13 protein-coding genes and 1 pseudogene are annotated in these 18,467 nt (G+C 51.2%); 4 read left to right on the plus strand and 10 right to left on the minus strand.

The annotated features are described in order from the left end of the window. Window positions 1-39: 39 nt before the first annotated feature. The 10 genes and pseudogenes from fliZ to ACLHV9_RS15000 all read right to left on the minus strand — a co-directional run bounded on the left by fliZ (window position 40) and on the right by ACLHV9_RS15000 (window position 14,403). Window positions 40-591 (minus strand): flagella biosynthesis regulatory protein FliZ, encoded by a 552-nt coding sequence (gene fliZ / locus ACLHV9_RS14955; protein WP_028019579.1) that lies wholly within the window; start codon window positions 589-591, stop codon window positions 40-42. A gap of 54 nt (window positions 592-645) precedes the next feature. Then, window positions 646-1,365, minus strand: coding sequence for an RNA polymerase sigma factor FliA (locus tag ACLHV9_RS14960; protein ID WP_028019580.1), 720 nt, complete (start codon window positions 1,363-1,365; stop codon window positions 646-648). 132 nt (window positions 1,366-1,497) lie between these two features. Further along, entirely contained in the window at window positions 1,498-2,706 is a 1,209-nt protein-coding gene (locus tag ACLHV9_RS14965) for an acyl-CoA reductase (protein WP_108089655.1), read from the minus strand. Beyond that, on the minus strand, window positions 2,690-3,772 hold the full coding sequence (locus tag ACLHV9_RS14970; RefSeq protein WP_108089654.1) for an acyl-protein synthetase: 1,083 nt from the start codon (window positions 3,770-3,772) through the stop codon (window positions 2,690-2,692). Before ACLHV9_RS14970 ends, ACLHV9_RS14965 begins: the two co-directional genes overlap by 17 nt. Further along, entirely contained in the window at window positions 3,765-4,568 is an 804-nt protein-coding gene (locus ACLHV9_RS14975) for an AMP-binding protein (RefSeq protein WP_108089653.1), read from the minus strand. Before ACLHV9_RS14975 ends, ACLHV9_RS14970 begins: the two co-directional genes overlap by 8 nt. Beyond that, a pseudogene (locus tag ACLHV9_RS14980) lies at window positions 4,558-5,027 on the minus strand (DegT/DnrJ/EryC1/StrS family aminotransferase); the annotation flags it as partial. The gene ACLHV9_RS14975 and the pseudogene ACLHV9_RS14980, both read right to left, overlap by 11 nt. Window positions 5,028-5,171: 144 nt before the next feature. Further along, window positions 5,172-8,570 (minus strand): glycosyltransferase, encoded by a 3,399-nt coding sequence (locus tag ACLHV9_RS14985; protein ID WP_407220773.1) that lies wholly within the window; start codon window positions 8,568-8,570, stop codon window positions 5,172-5,174. Next, window positions 8,570-12,205, minus strand: coding sequence for a glycosyltransferase (locus ACLHV9_RS14990; RefSeq protein WP_332615994.1), 3,636 nt, complete (start codon window positions 12,203-12,205; stop codon window positions 8,570-8,572). Before ACLHV9_RS14990 ends, ACLHV9_RS14985 begins: the two co-directional genes overlap by 1 nt. A 172-nt stretch (window positions 12,206-12,377) precedes the next feature. Beyond that, window positions 12,378-13,283 carry a flagellin gene (locus ACLHV9_RS14995; protein ID WP_108089650.1) on the minus strand — a complete coding sequence of 302 codons (906 nt, stop codon included), beginning with the start codon at window positions 13,281-13,283 and terminating at the stop codon, window positions 12,378-12,380. 187 nt (window positions 13,284-13,470) lie between these two features. Continuing rightward, window positions 13,471-14,403 carry a flagellin gene (locus tag ACLHV9_RS15000; protein WP_407220777.1) on the minus strand — a complete coding sequence of 311 codons (933 nt, stop codon included), beginning with the start codon at window positions 14,401-14,403 and terminating at the stop codon, window positions 13,471-13,473. A 237-nt stretch (window positions 14,404-14,640) separates the two neighbouring features. Here ACLHV9_RS15000 and fliD point away from each other — a divergent pair, with 237 nt between their 5' ends. The 4 genes from fliD (at window position 14,641) to amyA (ending at window position 18,429) form a co-directional block, all read left to right on the plus strand. Beyond that, window positions 14,641-16,044, plus strand: coding sequence for a flagellar filament capping protein FliD (fliD, locus tag ACLHV9_RS15005; RefSeq protein WP_049005150.1), 1,404 nt, complete (start codon window positions 14,641-14,643; stop codon window positions 16,042-16,044). Between the two features lie 24 nt (window positions 16,045-16,068). After that, on the plus strand, window positions 16,069-16,479 hold the full coding sequence (gene fliS, locus ACLHV9_RS15010) for a flagellar export chaperone FliS (protein WP_021241380.1): 411 nt from the start codon (window positions 16,069-16,071) through the stop codon (window positions 16,477-16,479). Continuing rightward, entirely contained in the window at window positions 16,479-16,838 is a 360-nt protein-coding gene (gene fliT / locus ACLHV9_RS15015) for a flagella biosynthesis regulatory protein FliT (RefSeq protein WP_028019584.1), read from the plus strand. Before fliS ends, fliT begins: the two co-directional genes overlap by 1 nt. Window positions 16,839-16,941: 103 nt before the next feature. Continuing rightward, window positions 16,942-18,429, plus strand: a complete 1,488-nt coding sequence (gene amyA, locus ACLHV9_RS15020; protein ID WP_108089647.1) for an alpha-amylase — start codon at window positions 16,942-16,944, stop codon at window positions 18,427-18,429. The last annotated feature ends 38 nt before the right edge of the window (window positions 18,430-18,467 follow it).

Here is an 18,467-nt window from a genome sequence, read left to right on the forward strand (position 1 = left end):
TGCAACGTCAAAGGCGACTGCGCTACATCTTATTCTTTTTTAATATATATCAGAAGTTGTTCCGGCGAGCGCTTTCTGCTTCATAACACCCGGCATTTGCACCTTGTATTGTGCATACTTGCGCAGCGCAATACGGTAATTGTTGGTGCTGGTTGCAGGCAGCCACGGCTCCAGATTTTCATCCAGATAACCGGTCTTCAGCAGATCGCGGGAAATATTGTTTACGGTCAGATGTTGCCCGAGGCGACGCAGGCGAACGACATATTCGCGAACGGTCCCATGGCTCATCTCCGTTTGTTCAAACAGGAACTGTTTGAAGCCGATAATATCGAAGAAGTCGCTTTGCTCTTTGCAGTGGAGATCGCCACAGAAACGGCAAAGCGCCACCCACTCTTTCTGTTCTTCGAGCCATGCTGATTCATCCATCAACGTGTCGAGACGAGAAATCGCGATCTTATTGACGATTTCGCCACGACGAACCAGCGTGATACGATCGAGTAACTTGTTACAGTGGGCGCAATGCGTCTGGCTGTGTTTAAAGTCTTTCAGGTAGCGGCTTAAAGGCCGTCTTTTAGATTGCTGCACCGTCATGATAACTCCTGGTTGTCAATACGTTGTGCGGCATTTCCCAGGTGAATTAATCACCTATAACTTACCCAGCTTTGTTCGTAAGCGTTTAATGGCCTGGCTGTGCAGCTGGCTCACCCGCGATTCTCCCACCTCCAGAACAGCGCCAATCTCTTTGAGGTTTAGCTCTTCCTGGTAATAAAGGGTCAACACCAGCTGCTCGCGTTCCGGTAAAGCTTCAATCGCTTCCATTACGCGCTGGCGTAGATTACCTTCCATTAAATGGTGTAACGGGTTTTCTTGCTGATGCTCATCCGTCACCAGCTCGATGCTATCGCCATGCTCTTCGCGCCACTCGTCATAAGAGAAGAGTTGGCTATTGTTGGTATCGAGCAACATCTGACGATACTCTTCAACAGCAATGCCAAGACGTTCCGCCACTTCAGTTTCCGTTGCGTTACGTCCCAGTTCCTGTTCCAGCTGCCCTATCGCATGCGCCACTTCGCGGGCGTTACGGCGAACACTGCGCGGCACCCAGTCGCGACTGCGCAGTTCGTCCAGCATCGCACCACGAATACGCTGAACTGCGTAAGTCGTAAATGCCGTTCCTTGCAGAGCGTCGTATCGGTCAACTGCATTCAATAACCCGATACCGCCCGCCTGTAGCAGATCGTCCAGTTCCACGCTCGCCGGCAAGCGCACCTGGAGGCGCAATGCTTCGTGACGCACCAGCGGGACATAACGCTGCCACAGCGAGTGTTTATCCATTACACCTTCAGCGGTATAGAGTGAATTCACGATAAACAGCCCTGCGTTAGTTGAGTTATCGGCATGATTATCCGATTCTGCAGGGCGTTCAATTGGATGAATAGTGGGTGAAATGGGGGGTTATTTAGGGGTTATAGTAAAAATGAGAGTGTGGCCGACAAGTTACCCGCGTTTAAAGTCTAAGGTTCTGGTCAACATTTTCAGCAAATCATATCCGTCCCAGTGCAAAGAGAAGTTCATGGTTTGCCCAAGCGGAACAATGCGATCAATACCTTTAGGTGCGCCCTGAATAATCAGACGATTAATCATTTCTTCTGGAACGCCAAACGTAGCGAGCGTCTGGCATTTCACACCGCATACCGGAACGATCTCCAGTATATCATCAACCAACCATTCATAGAAAAGGCCATCGCCGCGATGTTCCTCCAGCATTTTCTGGCTGACAGCGGTCGCTTCTGCTCGTAAAAAACGCCGGGTGGGTGCCGCAATATATTTTAACCGCGGGTCTTCTGCGGCGTATCGGCAATAATTAGCCAGAGCGTTAACTACTGCGACGGATTCAGGTGCCGGTCGATCACAAAGCCAGCGATGAAAACCTGACCAAAATTGCTCTCGAGCCGCTGCTTTACTCTCCTTCTCTCCCGTCCATACCACCAGCTTCGGTGCTGTACAAGCTTGCTGTTGTGTTAGTAACGTATCGTTAAAGAAATCTTCAGCAATACGCCTTTTATTTTCGACAGCAAGATAATAATCAGCATTAATAACACAAATGGAGTACCGGTCAGCAAAAGCAATATCCACCGTGCGGGGTGGCAGGGAAAATTTACGAATATCTGCAATCGTCCTGTCGCCCCCCCAGATTAAACGTGCCTGACACACTGCGGAAAGTGCCTGAGTTATTTCATCCTCATGGTTGTATTCAACCAGACAAATCAATTCGCGTATAGCCGTATGCTCTTCCAACGTCAGGTTAAGAGCCTGGCAAATAATATTAACCTGAATGAATTTTTTAGACGGGAGACGAACGATATTCGCATTGCCGGTCAACAGCCCGGTAAGCAAAGAATAGGCAAAATTGACCGCGACGTTTGACGGGGCAATATGAAAGACAACACCTCTCCCCAGCAAGATACCGTCTGGTGTGTAAGTCTCTTTCATTTGTCTGAGAGCAGATTTCCGGCACCAGAATGCCAAGGAAACCACATCGCTGAATTCACGTGACTGCGCCAGCGCAAGCAGCGTTCGCGAGAATGCCTGTAAAAACTCCAGGATCTCGTCATCGAACGGTACGCGCGGTTTGATATGCGCCCTCTGCGCCAGTACCTGGGCATTACCCACGCGGTAGCGCAGGGCGTCAAAATTCTGCGGCATAGGTATCACTGCACCCTCTGGTCTCTGCATTTTTTAGTCGGCCTAAAATTCGAAAATACTTACCTGCCCTGCCACATGGACAATCATCCTCGCCCAGAAGAACGCCCTCATCCTCGGTCAGGAGTGAGTGCCCCGGATAGGACTCGGGGAGAGTGGACACTACCTGGACAATACCCGGCTTACCCGGAGGACAGGCAGAAAAATCAAGCGGATCGCGCACGATCACATCGGAGAAAATACTGGCGTGAAAATGCCCGTGCTCGCACTGCATATATACGCAGCCGGTCTGTTCCACCATGCCGTAATAGTCGTAGACGCGCGTTAAACCACTGACGTTGTGCAGCGCCTTCGAGAAAGCATCCGCAGTAACCGCCTGCGACTGCAGTTTCTTCCAGCCGCCGCCATGAATGAGGATCCCGTTCGCCAGATCCAGCATTTGACCACTTGCGTTTAACGCCTGGTAAAAATGCTGCCAGACCATAAAGGTAAAGCCAAACAGGAGGATCGACTTCCCCTGGTGGCGCGCCAGAAAAGCGTTTACCCCGTCGTAATTGAGCGTCATATCATCATTTAATGCATAGAAGCGATCTGAACCAAAAATTGAAAATCCGAGAATACCGGCCCCACGAGCCGAGAACATATTCCGGTCTTTCATTACGGCGGGGGTATCAATAATCAACATCGGCAGTCGGCCCGCACCAGTAAAATGGTTCACAATTCTGACCAGCGTTTTTTGCTGACGTGCTGCCGTGGTTTTATCGAGAAAGATGCGTGAGACGCTTTGCCCGGTAGTGCCGGATGAGGTCATGGTTTTTACCACGTCTTCATTCGGAACGCTTTTTAACGCCAGCAATTTAAACAATGAAACCGGTATAAATGGGATATCTTCAATCGTCTTAATGTCCTCAACACGGCTTCCCAGCCCCTGCAGTATATTGCGGTAGGCGGTGCAATATTGCTGGTGATGCCGGGTCAGTTTTTGCAAACGCTGGAGCAGCGCGGAGCGCTTTTCCTCGCGCGTTAAGGCGTAAGGGTCGTGGCTTAGCCACTCGTCAAACTCAGTCACAGAGCGCCTCCAGCTCGCGGTATAAGGTTTTACCCGCCGGATTCTTGGGGATGGTATCTATACTAACGACGTTAAACGCTGAGTGATGAAGATTGCAGGAGGTCGAGAGATAGTGTTTTAACGGCTCTGCCGCAGCCGCGTCGGTAATAAACACCTGAACGCGATCGTCCCGGCCAGTCACCACACACTCCATCTGAGGGAAAGAACTGTTCACCAGATGCTCCAGCTCATCAAACCCAACGCGGTTACCAAAAACTTTTAAAAAACGCGATTTACGCCCAACAATGGTGTACAAACCCTTTTCATCGCGCAGGGCCAGATCGCCCGTCGCCAGACGCCCTCGACGTTCATCATCTTTGTTGAGGTCCTCTCGGCAGGTGGCATAGCCCAGCGTCACATTCTCGCCGTAGTAAATGAGCTCCGCGCGCTGACCACTCTCGATGACCTCATTTCCCTCATCGTCCTCGAGCGCAAAACGACCACCTGGGATCGCCATGCCCATCACGCCGGGGTTGCTGGCACCGAGTTCAGCTGGCAGGTACCCCATGCGTGAAGTGGCCTCCGAGGCGCCGTACATAACAAAAAAGCGCATACCTTTTTGCCCGGCCCATTCAGCTAACTCCCGGTGCAGCCCGGGGCGCAGCTTTCCGCCGGCCTGGGTTAACGTTTTTAATGAAGGGAGATCCATGCGGATAAAACGCAGTTTCTTCAGCATCTCCCAGCTATAGGGTACGCCGGATAATGAGGTTGCACCCTGCTGTTTGAGGAATTGCCAGAATTCGGGCTGCGGCGTCATTGATAACCTTCAGCCCGCAGGCATCTGCAATCTCCTGAATAGCATCCACATCACATGGAATACCTTAGCAATACACAGGTAAAATTGCCGATGTCGACGGGGTGATCAGAGATTCTATTTTGGACGGATCGATATTGCAGGTAATCGGATCAATATCTGCAAACACCGGCGTTAAGCCATTCCGCAGCAGCGAGTGCGACGTTGCCACAAACGAATAAGGCGTGGTGATCACTTCCCCCTAATGCGCAGCGCCTCTAGCGCAGTCAGTAGCGCCAGCGTTCCGTTAGAAAACAGACACAGATGTTCCACACCCAAATATTCTGCAAGCGCAGCCTCAAGCTGCTGGTGAAACTCACCGCCGTTTGTCCGGATCCGGTTTTGCCAAATTTTTTCCAGATAAGGAAGAAACTCCTCGAGAGGAGGCAAAAACGGGCTGGTAACATAGACGTTATCGCTCATATGAGAACCTGTGGACTAAGGGGTGGTGTCCCATCACACCGATGAGCACGCAGTTGCTATCGGTAAAACAAGACACCTTTCAGGACTCAATTACCCAAACGGCTCAGCTTTCCGGGTAAAAAATGCCCCGAAAAGTACCCTTTGTTACATAAACAGCCTGCGGACAACCTCCGGGATGGACTCCCGATGGTAAATGAAGGCGTTAATCTCCCGCTGGCTAACCACGTGGCTGTTGGCATTAGCGATTTCGTTCTGCCAGACCTGAGGGTCAGCATTAAGGCGTCGGAAAGGGAGATCGTTTTGCAATGAAGGAACGTCGCTAGCCAGTATCCCTATCCCACAGGCTGCGAGCTGAACCGCCTGATAGTCATCTTTGAAGCGGTTTTGGTCGCTGTTCAGCCTGAAAATAATCGCTATATCGGCTTGCAACTGATGCAGCTGTTCAGGTGACATCCGTTCTCCGCGCCAGCGAACCGTTTCTGCGACCATCGGCAACCACGCCGCTGGCCAGGCCCCCAAAATGATCCAATCCACCCTGGTGTGCGTGGCGGCGATAATCCGGCTAATGAATTCTCGCTCTTTTACGGATAACGCCTCCGGTATACACAATACGCGTCTGCGTTCGGTCAAAGTCGACCTTGCCTGCGCCACCCATTCACGCCCCAGCAACACCGGCAGGCACGACACCGGCCGTTTTCGTTTGCTTAACTGAGCTTCACGCTCTGCAGACCAGGTAAGCCAGTGCGTCACCACGCTTACCTGGTCCTGAGTGTTATTCCCTGGCCCGCCTGAATCCGCCAGCGCATAAATTCGCAAAGGAATAATCTGGCTCACCGCCGCAAGACGTGCTGAAAGCGCCTTATCCGGGGCGTGGGTTAGCACCACAATATTCGGTACGAGACGCAATATTTCTGGCACGGTGAGGTCGGAGTAATCTCGTTTCAGGCAGATAGCATTATCTGTCGACAGATTCTGCAGCAAGTCGGCGATACGTTTCGAGTATTCGCAGTCCTCACCATTTTTCAGCAACAGAACATTTGCGCGCGTCGAGGAGAAATCTTCAGATCCGTTGGTTATAAAAGGCCCGTGACGGAATAATGGACGTTGTAGACTGAGATAGCGGTTATAGGCCGGATCGTCAGTGAAAAACTCCGGCATCTCCGCGAGTAATGTCTGGCGCTGGGTACTCTCGCTGACGCAAATCTTTTCGAGAAGCCGGGTATTGTCCGATACTACAACGCTGAACGGCGTCCAGACGGCAAGATAACCAGCACGCTTTAGCTTCAGAGGCAGAATAATATCAATGACGTGCTGGTCGTCATATTCAACCGACAGCCCTCCGACCCGTTGCCATGCCTCACGCTTTACCAGCAGGCAGTTGCTGCTCAGAACGGTATAGTTTTGCTCGCACTGGTAGCGCGACAGCTCCCCTTCTGTTTGCCAGGGTTCCCCTTGACCTACATGTCCGACCCAACCATCGGCCCCAGCGATCATACCCGCACTCAGCAACCGTTGGTCGGTGGTGATAAATTTCGGCCCAGCGCTTCCCACTTCAGGGCGAATTACATGGCTCAGCAATGTTGTCAGCCAGTTTTTCAGGACAAAAAGCGTGTGGAGATCCAGAAGTAAAATAAAATCGCCAGTCACATTTTGCTCCAGGAGGTTCATGCGACTTGCGAAGTTTTGCTCAACTCCACAGACGATCACCGTTAATGGCATCACCTCCTGCATCTGCTTGATAAGATCAATCATTGCTGAACTGGCATTTTCAGCCACCGCCAGCAGAATCTCTTTGTTCTGCCACTCGGTATTATTTATGAGGCTCTCAACGCAGCGGATCAGTAACGCCGGATCGTCGCCCGCGTCGAGCAGAATGCTGACTTTTTCATGTTCTGGCTGTGGGTAACTAATCCGCCATGTCAGATTTTTTTGCTGCCCGGCTTGGGCCTGAGAGAATCCACGATGCTGCAGATAACGCTGGAGGATCTGTGCTTCTTCGAGCGAAGCTGGGGAGTCAAATACGGAGGCAGGCACCAGGGTAGTAATATCTGCAATATGCCCGATACAGCCAGTTCCCCATTGCAACAGATAATCGATCAACACGTCAAATTCGAAAGCCTGGCTGAATTCAGGGTTAAATTGACCCGCGCTCAGCCAGCTCTCGCGCCGGAACCAGATGCGCCGTAAATAGCGGTGAGGCGAAGCGAGGAACAGGTCGAGATTGAAATCTGGTTTACGTATCGGAGTGATTTCACCACCGTCAGCGCGTACCGCCTCATCCGTATAAATGGCCTGACACTCCCCGGCCTGCGAGAGCATATTACGCATCATCCCGATGCTTGCCGCAGTATATTCAACACCCGCGTCGATGCAGTGCAGCCAGTCGAATGCCTCTGTTTCTGCCAGTTGCCTTACAGCACTAACCCAGCTATCTCCCGTAACCGCGCGAATATCCATGGTCTTAGCGCGATACCCTGGCTCTGGCGCAACAAGAAGAATTGTATGTGGATCAACACCTTGACGGGTAAGTGAGGCGACGGATGCGTCGATAGCACTCACCTGCGCATTCGGGCACAGGATAACGTGCAGCAGACGGGTTTCCGCCGTAACCGTCGTCGGCAGGGTACGGTGAGAAAGCCAGTGGCTGAATGAGGTGCGCTCCTTTACGTCATCGTGCTGCTGCGCTTTCGCCTGGGTTAGAGACAGGAAATGCTCAAACTGGGTATCCAGAAGCCGCCTTTTGGCCAGAACAACGTCACGGACAATCGGTAGCCCTGCCCGAATCTCGTCCAGTGCTTCCGGGGAATCGGAGTAACCGAAACCGGCACCACCGATATCCTGTAACGATTGCTCATTCAACGCATAATGTTCGTAGCCAGGAGCCGACAACGAAACGACCGGACAGCCACATAGCATGGCTAGCAGGCAGGTTCCTGACGACTCATAGGTGTAAAGCACCCGCCCGCGTTTGAGAAGCATCGCCAGATCGCGTAATGACAAAGGATTACGCATCGACAAAATGGTGATATTTTCTGGCAGCCCCGATAAATCAAGCGCAGATTCAGGGATCCTGTTCAGGTAGAGAAAGTCTTTATCTTTAACTGGCTGGTCATCCTGAAAGAGTGAGAGGTCATAACATTCAATCCCCAGAATGTTCGGATTGGGTTCTTTGTCTGCAAACTCAGGGCGATACCAGAAAAAGAGATCGTCAGCACTGGCCTCAATGGCATTTTGCATGATGACCCCTTCCCTGTTTAGCATGTAGCGGACGGTTACTGGCGCAGAAAAGGGATTTCCCGTTGTTACCTCCGGGTAAACAGCAATCCAGGACTTGCCGCTGGAGATGACCTGTTCATAGGCTTCTTGCGTAAGCGCTGGCGCATTCCAGTCGGGGTTGACGGTACAACCGACCATCCAGGCGCGACCACCGCGCTCATTGATCATATGGCATAAACGGTGAAGTACCTGAATACCCAACGACGACTCGCGGTAGTCCGGCGCGGCAATCAGGTAGGGAGAATGAAGATCTATATGCATAGTCATTATGCCAGCCACCCCTGTTGCCAGTCATTGAGTCCATTATCACGTAGATACCAGTCACGCTGCACGGCATCCCGGAGTTCATCCCCCTGGCGGATACGGTAATCCGCGTCATTGAGGTATAACTGAATGGCTTTCATCCAGTCCTTATAACGGTTTTCCACCAACGTCACCGGTAGCCCACAACGGTACGGAGCAATATCCGTGGCAATGATCGGTACTCCACAGGTACCAATTTCCAGCAGACGTAAATTACTCTTACATTCATTGAACTGATTGATATCCAGAGGAACCAGGGCCAGATCGAGATTCAGGCTGGCCAGCTTTTCCGGGTACATCTCGAAAGGAACGCCAGGGTGGAACTCACAATGGACATTACGCGGCTTCATCCCCATAAAGACCCATTCAACATCATCTTCCAGTGCCTTAATCAGAGGTAGCAGGATTTGCAGATCCCCGGCATGGGTGCTCCCCCCCGCCCAGCCAACACGTAATTTTTTACCCACCCCACGCTGACTCTGCAAATGTCCCCATTGGTCGGGTGCAAGGCGGTTCTGTGCAATGCGGATATCGTGATGGTAACGGCTATAGGCTTCAGCAAGCGGCGCCGTTGAGACAACAATTCTGTCTGCGCTTTCGAGTATTTTGCGGAAGCTCTTCACCATATGCTGCGGATAGTTATTACGATTACCATTTTTCAACGGCACGTTAAGTAAGAAATCATCGTATTCAATGATAACTTTGGCATTACAGACCTCACGCAACTGCTGAATAATGTCCGGGAAACGGCTACCGGTGAGGGACTCAAGTAAAATCACATCTGGCTGAAGTTGCGCGGCTTCCATGACGGAAGGGATGCTGTTCATCATTCCTCCCTCCAGCATATGATGGCGCTCCATCGCTTTAAACGGCTGCATAACCCGGTGATGCCCGCAGCCATTCCAGTCAACATGATGCGCCAGCACAACCGGCACAGGACGTCCCGGCAAAGGTGCATGCAGACGCGCGGTGTTTACACTCAGGGTGAAAAGCGCGCCGGATTTTTGCATCAGCGGATGATAAGAAGGATCGTTGAGCAGCTCTGCCTTCCACTCGTTACGCAACTGTGTAAAGTGTTCCAACATCGGTCGTTCGGGAATCTGGTACTTATCGGCCAGAAGACGTGTCGCTCCGCCCATATGTTGAACGCGCGAATAGGGGGTCCAGACGTTTAAGTAGCCCTGCTTTTGCAGCCTTATTCCCAGGTCAACATCGGCAAAATAGACGGGATAACGTTCTTGCGTAAATCCGTTAAGTGCAAAGAAAACCTCTTTTCGCAGCATCATACAAGAACCACTCACTGCAGTTACATTATGTGGAGCGCAAAGATAGTCCTGAAAACCTGAGTCAGCCCCTCCAGCCCCGGCAAAAGCAACCTCCACACCGTTTTGAACGCCAGTCAGATAGCCGCCATGCTGGATCCGTCCATCCTTAAACTCCAGTCGAGCCCCTACCACACCCACCTCCGGGCGTAATGCGTGTTCCAGTAACGCTTCCAGCCACCCGCCATCAATGATTTCACAATCGTTATCAAGGAAAACGAGCACGTCCCCCCTCGCCTGCTGCGCGGCGGCGTTGCCCATCTCAGCAAAATTGAATGGCGCGTCGTAACGCAATATCCGCACCTGTTCCAGCCCAAGACTCGCTAAATCGTTCAGGAACTGGCAGGCATCGTCCTCTACCGACTGGTTATCAACGATCATCAGCTCATAGCGCGCATAGCGGGTCTTTTCCATCAGGCTTTCAATGCAGTTCTTTAGTAAAGCAAACCGATCGCGCGTGGGGATAATAATAGAGACCATCGGCTGGGCGTCCCAGTGATAGCGAAGGCGAGGCAGAGCGTGAGCGGATGCCTGCTCATAGGAGGCAGAGATGCCAAGCCGCATAAGGTGGGCCAGTACGCCATTCCGATGCTGATCCATAAGACCTGGCTGTTCTGTCCAGCGTTGCGCAGGTTCCGAATTGCAGATCAGCACTTCCGGCACATGCGTTAAGACACTGGTACCCTGCTTCTCGACCAGACGCCAGAGCAAATCGATAAATGGCATATTGGTAAAGAGAGGGTCCAACCCTCCTGCGGCCCTTGCCGCATGACAATCTATGAGCAACGCCTGTCCAATGTAAGGCTGACTGCGCAGGAGATCGATATTAACCCCGGGGCGCAAGGTGACAACAGGTTCATCATTTTCGGCAATCGTCATTTCGTCACAATAGGCGACACTTGCCTCTGGATGATGAATTCGGTGCTCAGCAAACCGCAGCAGCGCGTCATCTAACAGGGTGTAGCCCGCAGGTAGCATCAGCAGCGCCTGAGCAGGGCTGTTTTCCAGTAACGCATTAATATCGGAAATAGAATGCGCCACCTCTACGGAGATCGGCGCTAGCGATTGAGCGAGCGCCGATGCATGGGTAATCAGGTACTCTTCATTCGTTTTATTCTGCGCGAGGATAACAACACCAAGGCTGGATCTAGCCGGAAAGGCATCAGCAAAGGCACGCAAAGCTTCACGACGCGCGTTCGTGATATTTCGATCCTTCATCCAGCGGGTGATAGAGTAGTTTTCGCTCTGCTGGACCAGCAGAGCTTTGCTGTGGAATGCCAGCGCGTAGCGATCTTTTTCAGAAAGCGTATAAGGCGTTTGCGACGCAGGAAAATCCAGCACAGCGAGAATATTCTGCTCAAGGCTCCAGCGTGATACGAATGTCTGATGATTTCTCTGCACCCATTTCATGGCATCGTCATAGCCGTCGGTCAGCAGTTGAATCCACTCGTCTGCTCCCGGGCAAAAACGCAGATTTACCCCGGAGAAATAGTTAGCTTCATAGTGCGGAAGATTTGCATCGCTCAGATACCCTTCAACGTAGTTCCCGTGGGCTAAAAAGACCGGTACGCCGAGAACAAGTGCTTTAGGAACATATTGTTCATCGGTAATAATAACGTCATAACCCGCGAGCCACTCCGGTTCAATTCGCCCGGATTGAACACTTAAATCGAGCCATTCGATGCGTAGCTGCGACTGAGCTGCGCGCTGCTGCACTTCATACATTTCAGCGGACATTTTATCCGCGATATAGAGAATCCGACGCAACTCTTGCGCCTCACGCTTCGCGTAAACGTCGGAGAAAGCGTCCGGCACGATCCACGGCATCAGGCGTAGCTTGTCTTCCTGGATCCCCGTCTGTAGCAGGATAGTCTGAGTAAATGCTGAAAGGCCAAGCACGCGGGTTGCCAGAGCATTCTCTAGCTCGGCACCCCATGGAATATAAAGATCATTGTAATCGCTGTAATGACGGAAGATAAAAGATCCCGCAGTTTTCTGCTCATGCAGAGCAGTAAGCAGTTTCTCGCTAAAAAAGCCTTTGACGACCCATATAACGTCATAGTGCGCGGCCAGCTCTCCCGAATTCTCTGTAACAATCGTCAGGGCTCCAGTTGCCTCCAGTCGCGCCACTTCAGGCTGAAGACGCTTCCCGATAAACGAGGTACATAAAATCACGCGCCATTCCTGTCTTAGCAGGGCATCAGCTATGTCGAGCACTTCCGTGCAGGAAGCAGACCATGCGTCCAGTTTGTCCACACTTATCAGAATTTCAGGCATTTTTTATCCTTAACGCCGCCACAAGGACGCCTACAGATCTATTTTCAGTAATGCAATATTGTGAGGGATAGAGGACGGTTTAAGAGGAAAAATAGCTTGTGTAATTGGGTTTAAATCCGGCGATTGGGAAATAAAAAAGGCATCCGAAGATGCCTTTTTTGCGTTATCAAAATTAACGCAGCAGGGACAGCATAGTTTGCGGAACCTGGTTGGCCTGAGCCAGTACAGAAGAGCCAGCCTGCTGCAGGATCTGCGCGCGGGACATGTTGGACACTTCAGTCGCGTAGTCGGAATCCTGAATACGGCTGCGGGCAGCGGACAGGTTGTTCACGGTATTGTTCAGGTTAGTGATGGTGGACTCGAAACGGTTCTGAGACGCACCCAGCAGGCTGCGCTGGTTGTCTACAGATTTGATTGCCGCATCGATATCTGCCAGCGGGCTACCATCGGTAGTACCACCGGAGGTCACCGTACCGCTCAGAACGTCGAAACCTTCTGCTGCAGTAGTACGTGCGGTACCGTTGATGCTCTGACCAGAGGTAACAGAGGTTGCGCCAGAGGCGTTGAACAGGTTATAGGCGTTAGAGCTGCTCAGGCTGATAGAGATAGTTTCTTGATCCTTAGAACCTACCTGGAAGCTGTAGCTGCTGGAGCCAGTGCCGGTGTTCAGAACTTTAATGCCGTTGAAGTCGGTCTGAGTCGTTACGCGGTTCACTTCTTCCATACGCTGGTTAACTTCAGCCTGGATGGAGTCAATGTCGGAAGCAGAGTTAGAACTGTTCTGCGCCTGAACGGTCAGATCACGGATACGCTGCAGGTTGTTGTTGATTTCGCCCAGTGCACCTTCTGCCGTCTGCGCCAGAGAGATACCGTCGTTGGCGTTACGTGCAGCAACGGTCAGACCGTTGATGTTAGAGGTGAAGCGGTTAGCGATCGCCTGGCCAGCAGCGTCGTCTTTTGCGCTGTTGATGCGCAGACCGGAGGACAGACGCTCAATCGCGGTGCCCAGAGAAGACTGAGATTTGCTCAGGTTGTTCTGAGTCATCAGCGACAGAGTGTTAGTATTAATCACTGCCATGGTAAGTATCCTTTAATTGATTATGAGTTCCGGCTAGCTGCCAGGGGCTTCATCGCCTTCATAAAGGTTATCGACAGGGCACTTACAAACTTTAGATCTTTTGATCTTTTTTTCTTTTCTTATTTCATCTTGATTTTAAAAGAAAAAAGCGCCGACATGCGGCGCTTTTTGTCTGTCATAACAGCGATTAACGCAGCAGGGACAGCATAGTTTGTGGAACCTGGTTGGCCTGAGCCAGTACAGAAGAGCCAGCCTGCTGCAGGATCTGCGCGCGGGACATGTTGGACACTTCAGTCGCGTAGTCGGAATCCTGAATACGGCTGCGGGCAGCGGACAGGTTGTTCACGGTGTTGTTCAGGTTGGTGATGGTGGACTCGAAACGGTTCTGAGACGCACCCAGCAGGCTGCGCTGGTTGTCTACAGATTTGATTGCCTTATCGATGTCTGCCAGTGGGGTAGTACCTGCTGCAGTACCACCAGTGCCACCAGTTACCGCACCGTGCAGAACGTCGAAGCCTTCTGCTGCAGTCGTACGTTGGTTACCGTTAACAACGTCACCAGTGGTCATTGCTTTGGTGTTCAGCGTCGAGCCGGTGTTGCCAGCAGCGGCCAGGTTAAAGCTATCGCTGGAGCTCAGAGTGATACCGATAGTTTCTTTATCTTTTGAGCCAACCTGGAAGTTGTAGGTGCTGGAGCCAGTGCCGGTATCCAGAACTTTGATACCGTTGAAGTCGGTCTGCTTGGTCACACGGTTCACTTCTTCCATACGCTGGTTAACTTCAGCCTGGATGGAGTCAATGTCGGAAGCAGAGTTAGAGCTGTTCTGCGCCTGCACGGTCAGATCACGGATACGCTGCAGGTTGTTGTTGATTTCACCCAGTGCGCCTTCAGCAGTCTGCGCCAGAGAGATACCGTCGTTGGCGTTACGTGCAGCAACGGTCAGACCGTTGATGTTAGAGGTGAAACGGTTAGCAATCGCCTGACCAGCAGCGTCGTCTTTCGCGCTGTTGATACGCAGACCGGAGGACAGACGCTCGATCGCGGTGCCCAGAGAAGACTGAGATTTGCTCAGGTTGTTCTGAGTCATCAGAGACAGGGTGTTAGTATTAATAACAGCCATGATGTATTCCTTTGAAAAAGTTATCAGATTTAGGCATCTGCCTACGGCTTTCTCACCGTCAATGAGGTTATCGACCGTCCTTTCTCAAGCTTTAGGAAAAAAATCATTTTTTTAAACCTGTAAACTGCCCGAATTTCTCCCTCTTTATTTACGCATTGTTTTTTTTAAATAGCGCTAATCTTTTTCTCGTTTCTGCCGATAGACCATCCAGCGATTGTCTCAATAAAGGATGAAAAAATGGCAAGTATTAGTTCACTCGGCGCAGGTACTTCACTGGACCTCAATACGTTGTATGACAATTTACAGACAGCTGAGCAAACCAAGCTAAAGCCTATCACTACCCAGCAAACGTCATATAAAGCCAAGCTGACAGCATGGGGGGTGGTGCAGACAGCACTCACTAAATTACAGACTGCTTCAGATGCATTAAAAAATACCTCTGCTATTGCACAATCAAAAGTTTCCAGCACTAACACGGCGTTTAGTGCAACGCTTGCCAGCAGCGCAGCGGCAGGATCTTATTCCGTTGAAGTAACGCAACTGGCGGCTGCGCAGTCTCTGTTGAGCCCTAAAGTCGGCAGTAAGGATACCGAACTCGGCGACAGCAGCATGAGCACGCGCACCCTCACAATCACTCAGCCGGGGCAGAAAGATCCGTTAACGATCACCCTGGCGAGCGATAAGACCAGCCTTGCCGATGTGCGTGACGCTATTAACGCCAAGCAGGGAAGCGTAAGCGCCAGCATTATCAAAGCGGATGACAACAGTTATTACTTAGCGCTGACTTCCCGTGATACTGGTACAGCAAACGAGATGACCATTACGACGGATGATAGCCAACTGGCGAAATACGTCAGCTACAACCCATCCAGCGCCACCAACGTGATGAGTGAACAGGTTCCAGCCGCCGACGCTAAAGTCAATATCAACGGTATCGAGATCGTTCGTAGCAGTAATGCCATCACGGATGCACCAGAGGGCGTTACCCTAAACCTGACGAAGACCAATAAAGGCAGCCCGGAGACATTGTCAATTGTCAAAGACAACCAGCCAATGACCGATGCCATTCAGGCTTTTGTGGATGCGTATAACTCTCTGCAGACCACTATTGCCAATCAGACGAAATATACGGCGGTCGATCAGGGAAGCACCAACCAGGACAGCAGCAACGGCGATCTGTTGGGCGACGGAACGCTGCGTAATATTCAGACCCGTCTGCGCTCGATGATTTCGGCCAGTCAGGGTTCAGGCGATCTGGCCACTTTATCCCAGATTGGGATTACGCAGGATATCACCGGTAAGCTGACGGTGGACAGTACCAAACTCAACAAGGCACTGAACGAAAAATCGGCTGACGTCGTCGCGTTCCTGTCCGGCGATGGAAAAACCACCGGGTTTGCCACCCAGACCAGCAGTCTGCTGAAAGACATGCTCGGAACTGATGGTTCCGTTCAGAATGCCACTGCGGGCATCAACAAGACGCTGAAAAAACTGTCGGACGAATACGATCGCGTAAACGCACAGATTACCGCCACCATGGCACGTTATAAAACGCAATTTACCAGTCTGAGCCAGCTTGTCTCAAAGATGGATCAGACCGGAAGTTATCTGACCCAACAGTTCAACGCCATGAACCGTTAATAAATGATGAATTGAGGTTTTACCATGTATACAAAATCGGGAATTCAGGCATATGCTCAGGTCGGCGTTGAATCGGCCGTTCTGAGTGCCAGCCCACATCAACTGGTTGTGCTTCTTTTTGATGGCGCATTAAGCGCCATGAAGAAAGCCATCATTTTGATTGAACAAGGTGATATTCCCGGTAAAGGGCAGGCCATAAGTAAAGCAATCAATATCATCAGTAACGGTTTGCAGTCAGGTCTAAACCATGAGATTGGCGGCGACCTGGCGGCAAATCTCGATAGTCTTTATGACTATATGACCAGGCGTCTTTTACAGGCTAATCTTCATAACGACATCAATGCCATTAATGAAGTAGTGGAGTTACTCAATAACATTGCTGATGCCTGGAAAGAGATAGGCCCTCATTCTCAAAACATGCGGGACAATTACTAATGGACGTCCATCTCGGCTTGCTCCAACATTATCAGCAGTTATTAACAACCAGTAACACGATGCTTGTTCTTACCCAGGCAGGGCGCTGGGACGAGCTTATCGCTTACGAGGTTGATTATCTGACATCAGTTGAAAAACTTACCATGTTCCAGGATGCCAGCGAAATTCCGCCTCATATTCAGGCGCAAATACGCCCTATTCTGAAACAAATACTCGATAATGAAATCGAGTTGAAAACCTTGCTGCACCAGCGTATGGAAGAGCTGAAAGCACTGGTTGGACAGACGTCGAGACAACATAATCTGAACTCAACTTATGGACGTTTATCAGGAAATGTTCTCTTTCCCTCTGATCTCTAGTCTGGATATGGTCTTTTGCGGATGAATATTATTTTGTGATTTCATCCGCGTTTTATCCCCTTTTCGCTCATACTCACTGTGTTCTCAAAACGGAGCACGGACGATGAAAAACCCCACCCTGTTACAATGTTTTCACTGGTACTACCCTGCTGGCGGTGAATTGTGGCGAGAGGTCACGGCATTAGCCCCCAATCTTAACGAAATCGGCATCAATATGATCTGGCTGCCACCCGCTTATAAAGGCGCGTCTGGTGGGTATTCGGTTGGGTATGATTCTTACGACTTATTCGATCTCGGTGAGTTTGACCAGAAAGGCAGCATCGCCACCAAATACGGCGACAAACCACAGTTGCTGGAAGCCATTGACGCGCTTAAAAGCAACGACATTGCGGTGCTGCTGGATGTGGTGGTGAATCATAAGATGGGGGCAGATGAGAAAGAGTCTGTCCGCGTTCAGCGTGTAAACGAACAGGACCGCACGCAAATTGATGACGAGGTCATCGAGTGTGAAGCCTGGACACGTTACACCTTCCCTGTCCGCGCCGGGCAATATTCGCAGTTTATCTGGGATTACAAATGTTTCAGCGGCGTCGACCATATTGAAAACCCTGCTGAAGACGGCATCTTTAAAATCGTCAACGACTACACCGGCGAAGGCTGGAACGATCAGGTTGATGATGAAATGGGTAACTTCGATTATCTGATGGGCGAAAATATCGACTTTCGCAATCACGCCGTCACGGAAGAGATCAAATACTGGGCCCGCTGGGTCATGGAACAGACGCGCTGCGACGGTTTTCGTCTGGACGCCGTTAAACATATTCCCGCCTGGTTTTACAAAGAGTGGATTGAACACGTACAGGAAGTCGCGGACCAGCCGCTGTTTATCGTGGCGGAATACTGGTCCCACGAAGTGGATAAGCTCCAGGCCTATATTGACCAGGTCGAGGGTAAAACGATGCTGTTTGACGCCCCCCTGCAGATGAAATTCCACGAAGCGTCACGCCAGGGACGGGATTACGACATGAGCCAAATCTTCACCGGTACGCTGGTGGAAGCCGATCCGTTTCATGCGGTAACCCTTGTGGCTAACCACGACACCCAACCTTTGCAGGCCCTGGAGGCACCGGTCGAACCCTGGTTTAAACCCCTGGCTTATGCGTTGATCTTGCTAAGGGAAAATGGTGTGCCGAGCGTCTTTTATCCCGATCTCTTCGGTGCCAGTTATGACGATACGGGGGGCGACGGTGAAATGTACCATATAGACATGCCGGTCATTGAGCAGCTCCACGAATTGATCCTCGCTCGTCAGCGCTTTGCCCACGGCGTGCAGACGCTCTTTTTTGACCATCCTAACTGTATCGCCTTCAGCCGCAGCGGTACCGAGGACGATCCCGGCTGTGTGGTCGTGTTGTCAAATGGTGACGATGGAGAGAAAGTGATTTGTCTTGGGGAAAATTACGGTAATAAAACGTGGCGTGATTTTCTCGGCAATCGCGAAGAGACCATCACCACGGCTGCAGATGGCGAAGGGACGTTTACCTGTAAAGGCGGGAGTGTCAGCGTGTGGGTAATAGAGGAAGCGTTGTAGAAACGATGCCGGGTAAGCGTCAGCGCCACCCGGCAAAA

The sequence above is a fragment of the Enterobacter sp. CPE_E890 genome (assembly GCF_046521475.1).
Taxonomy (GTDB): Bacteria; Pseudomonadota; Gammaproteobacteria; order Enterobacterales; family Enterobacteriaceae; genus Enterobacter; species Enterobacter adelaidei.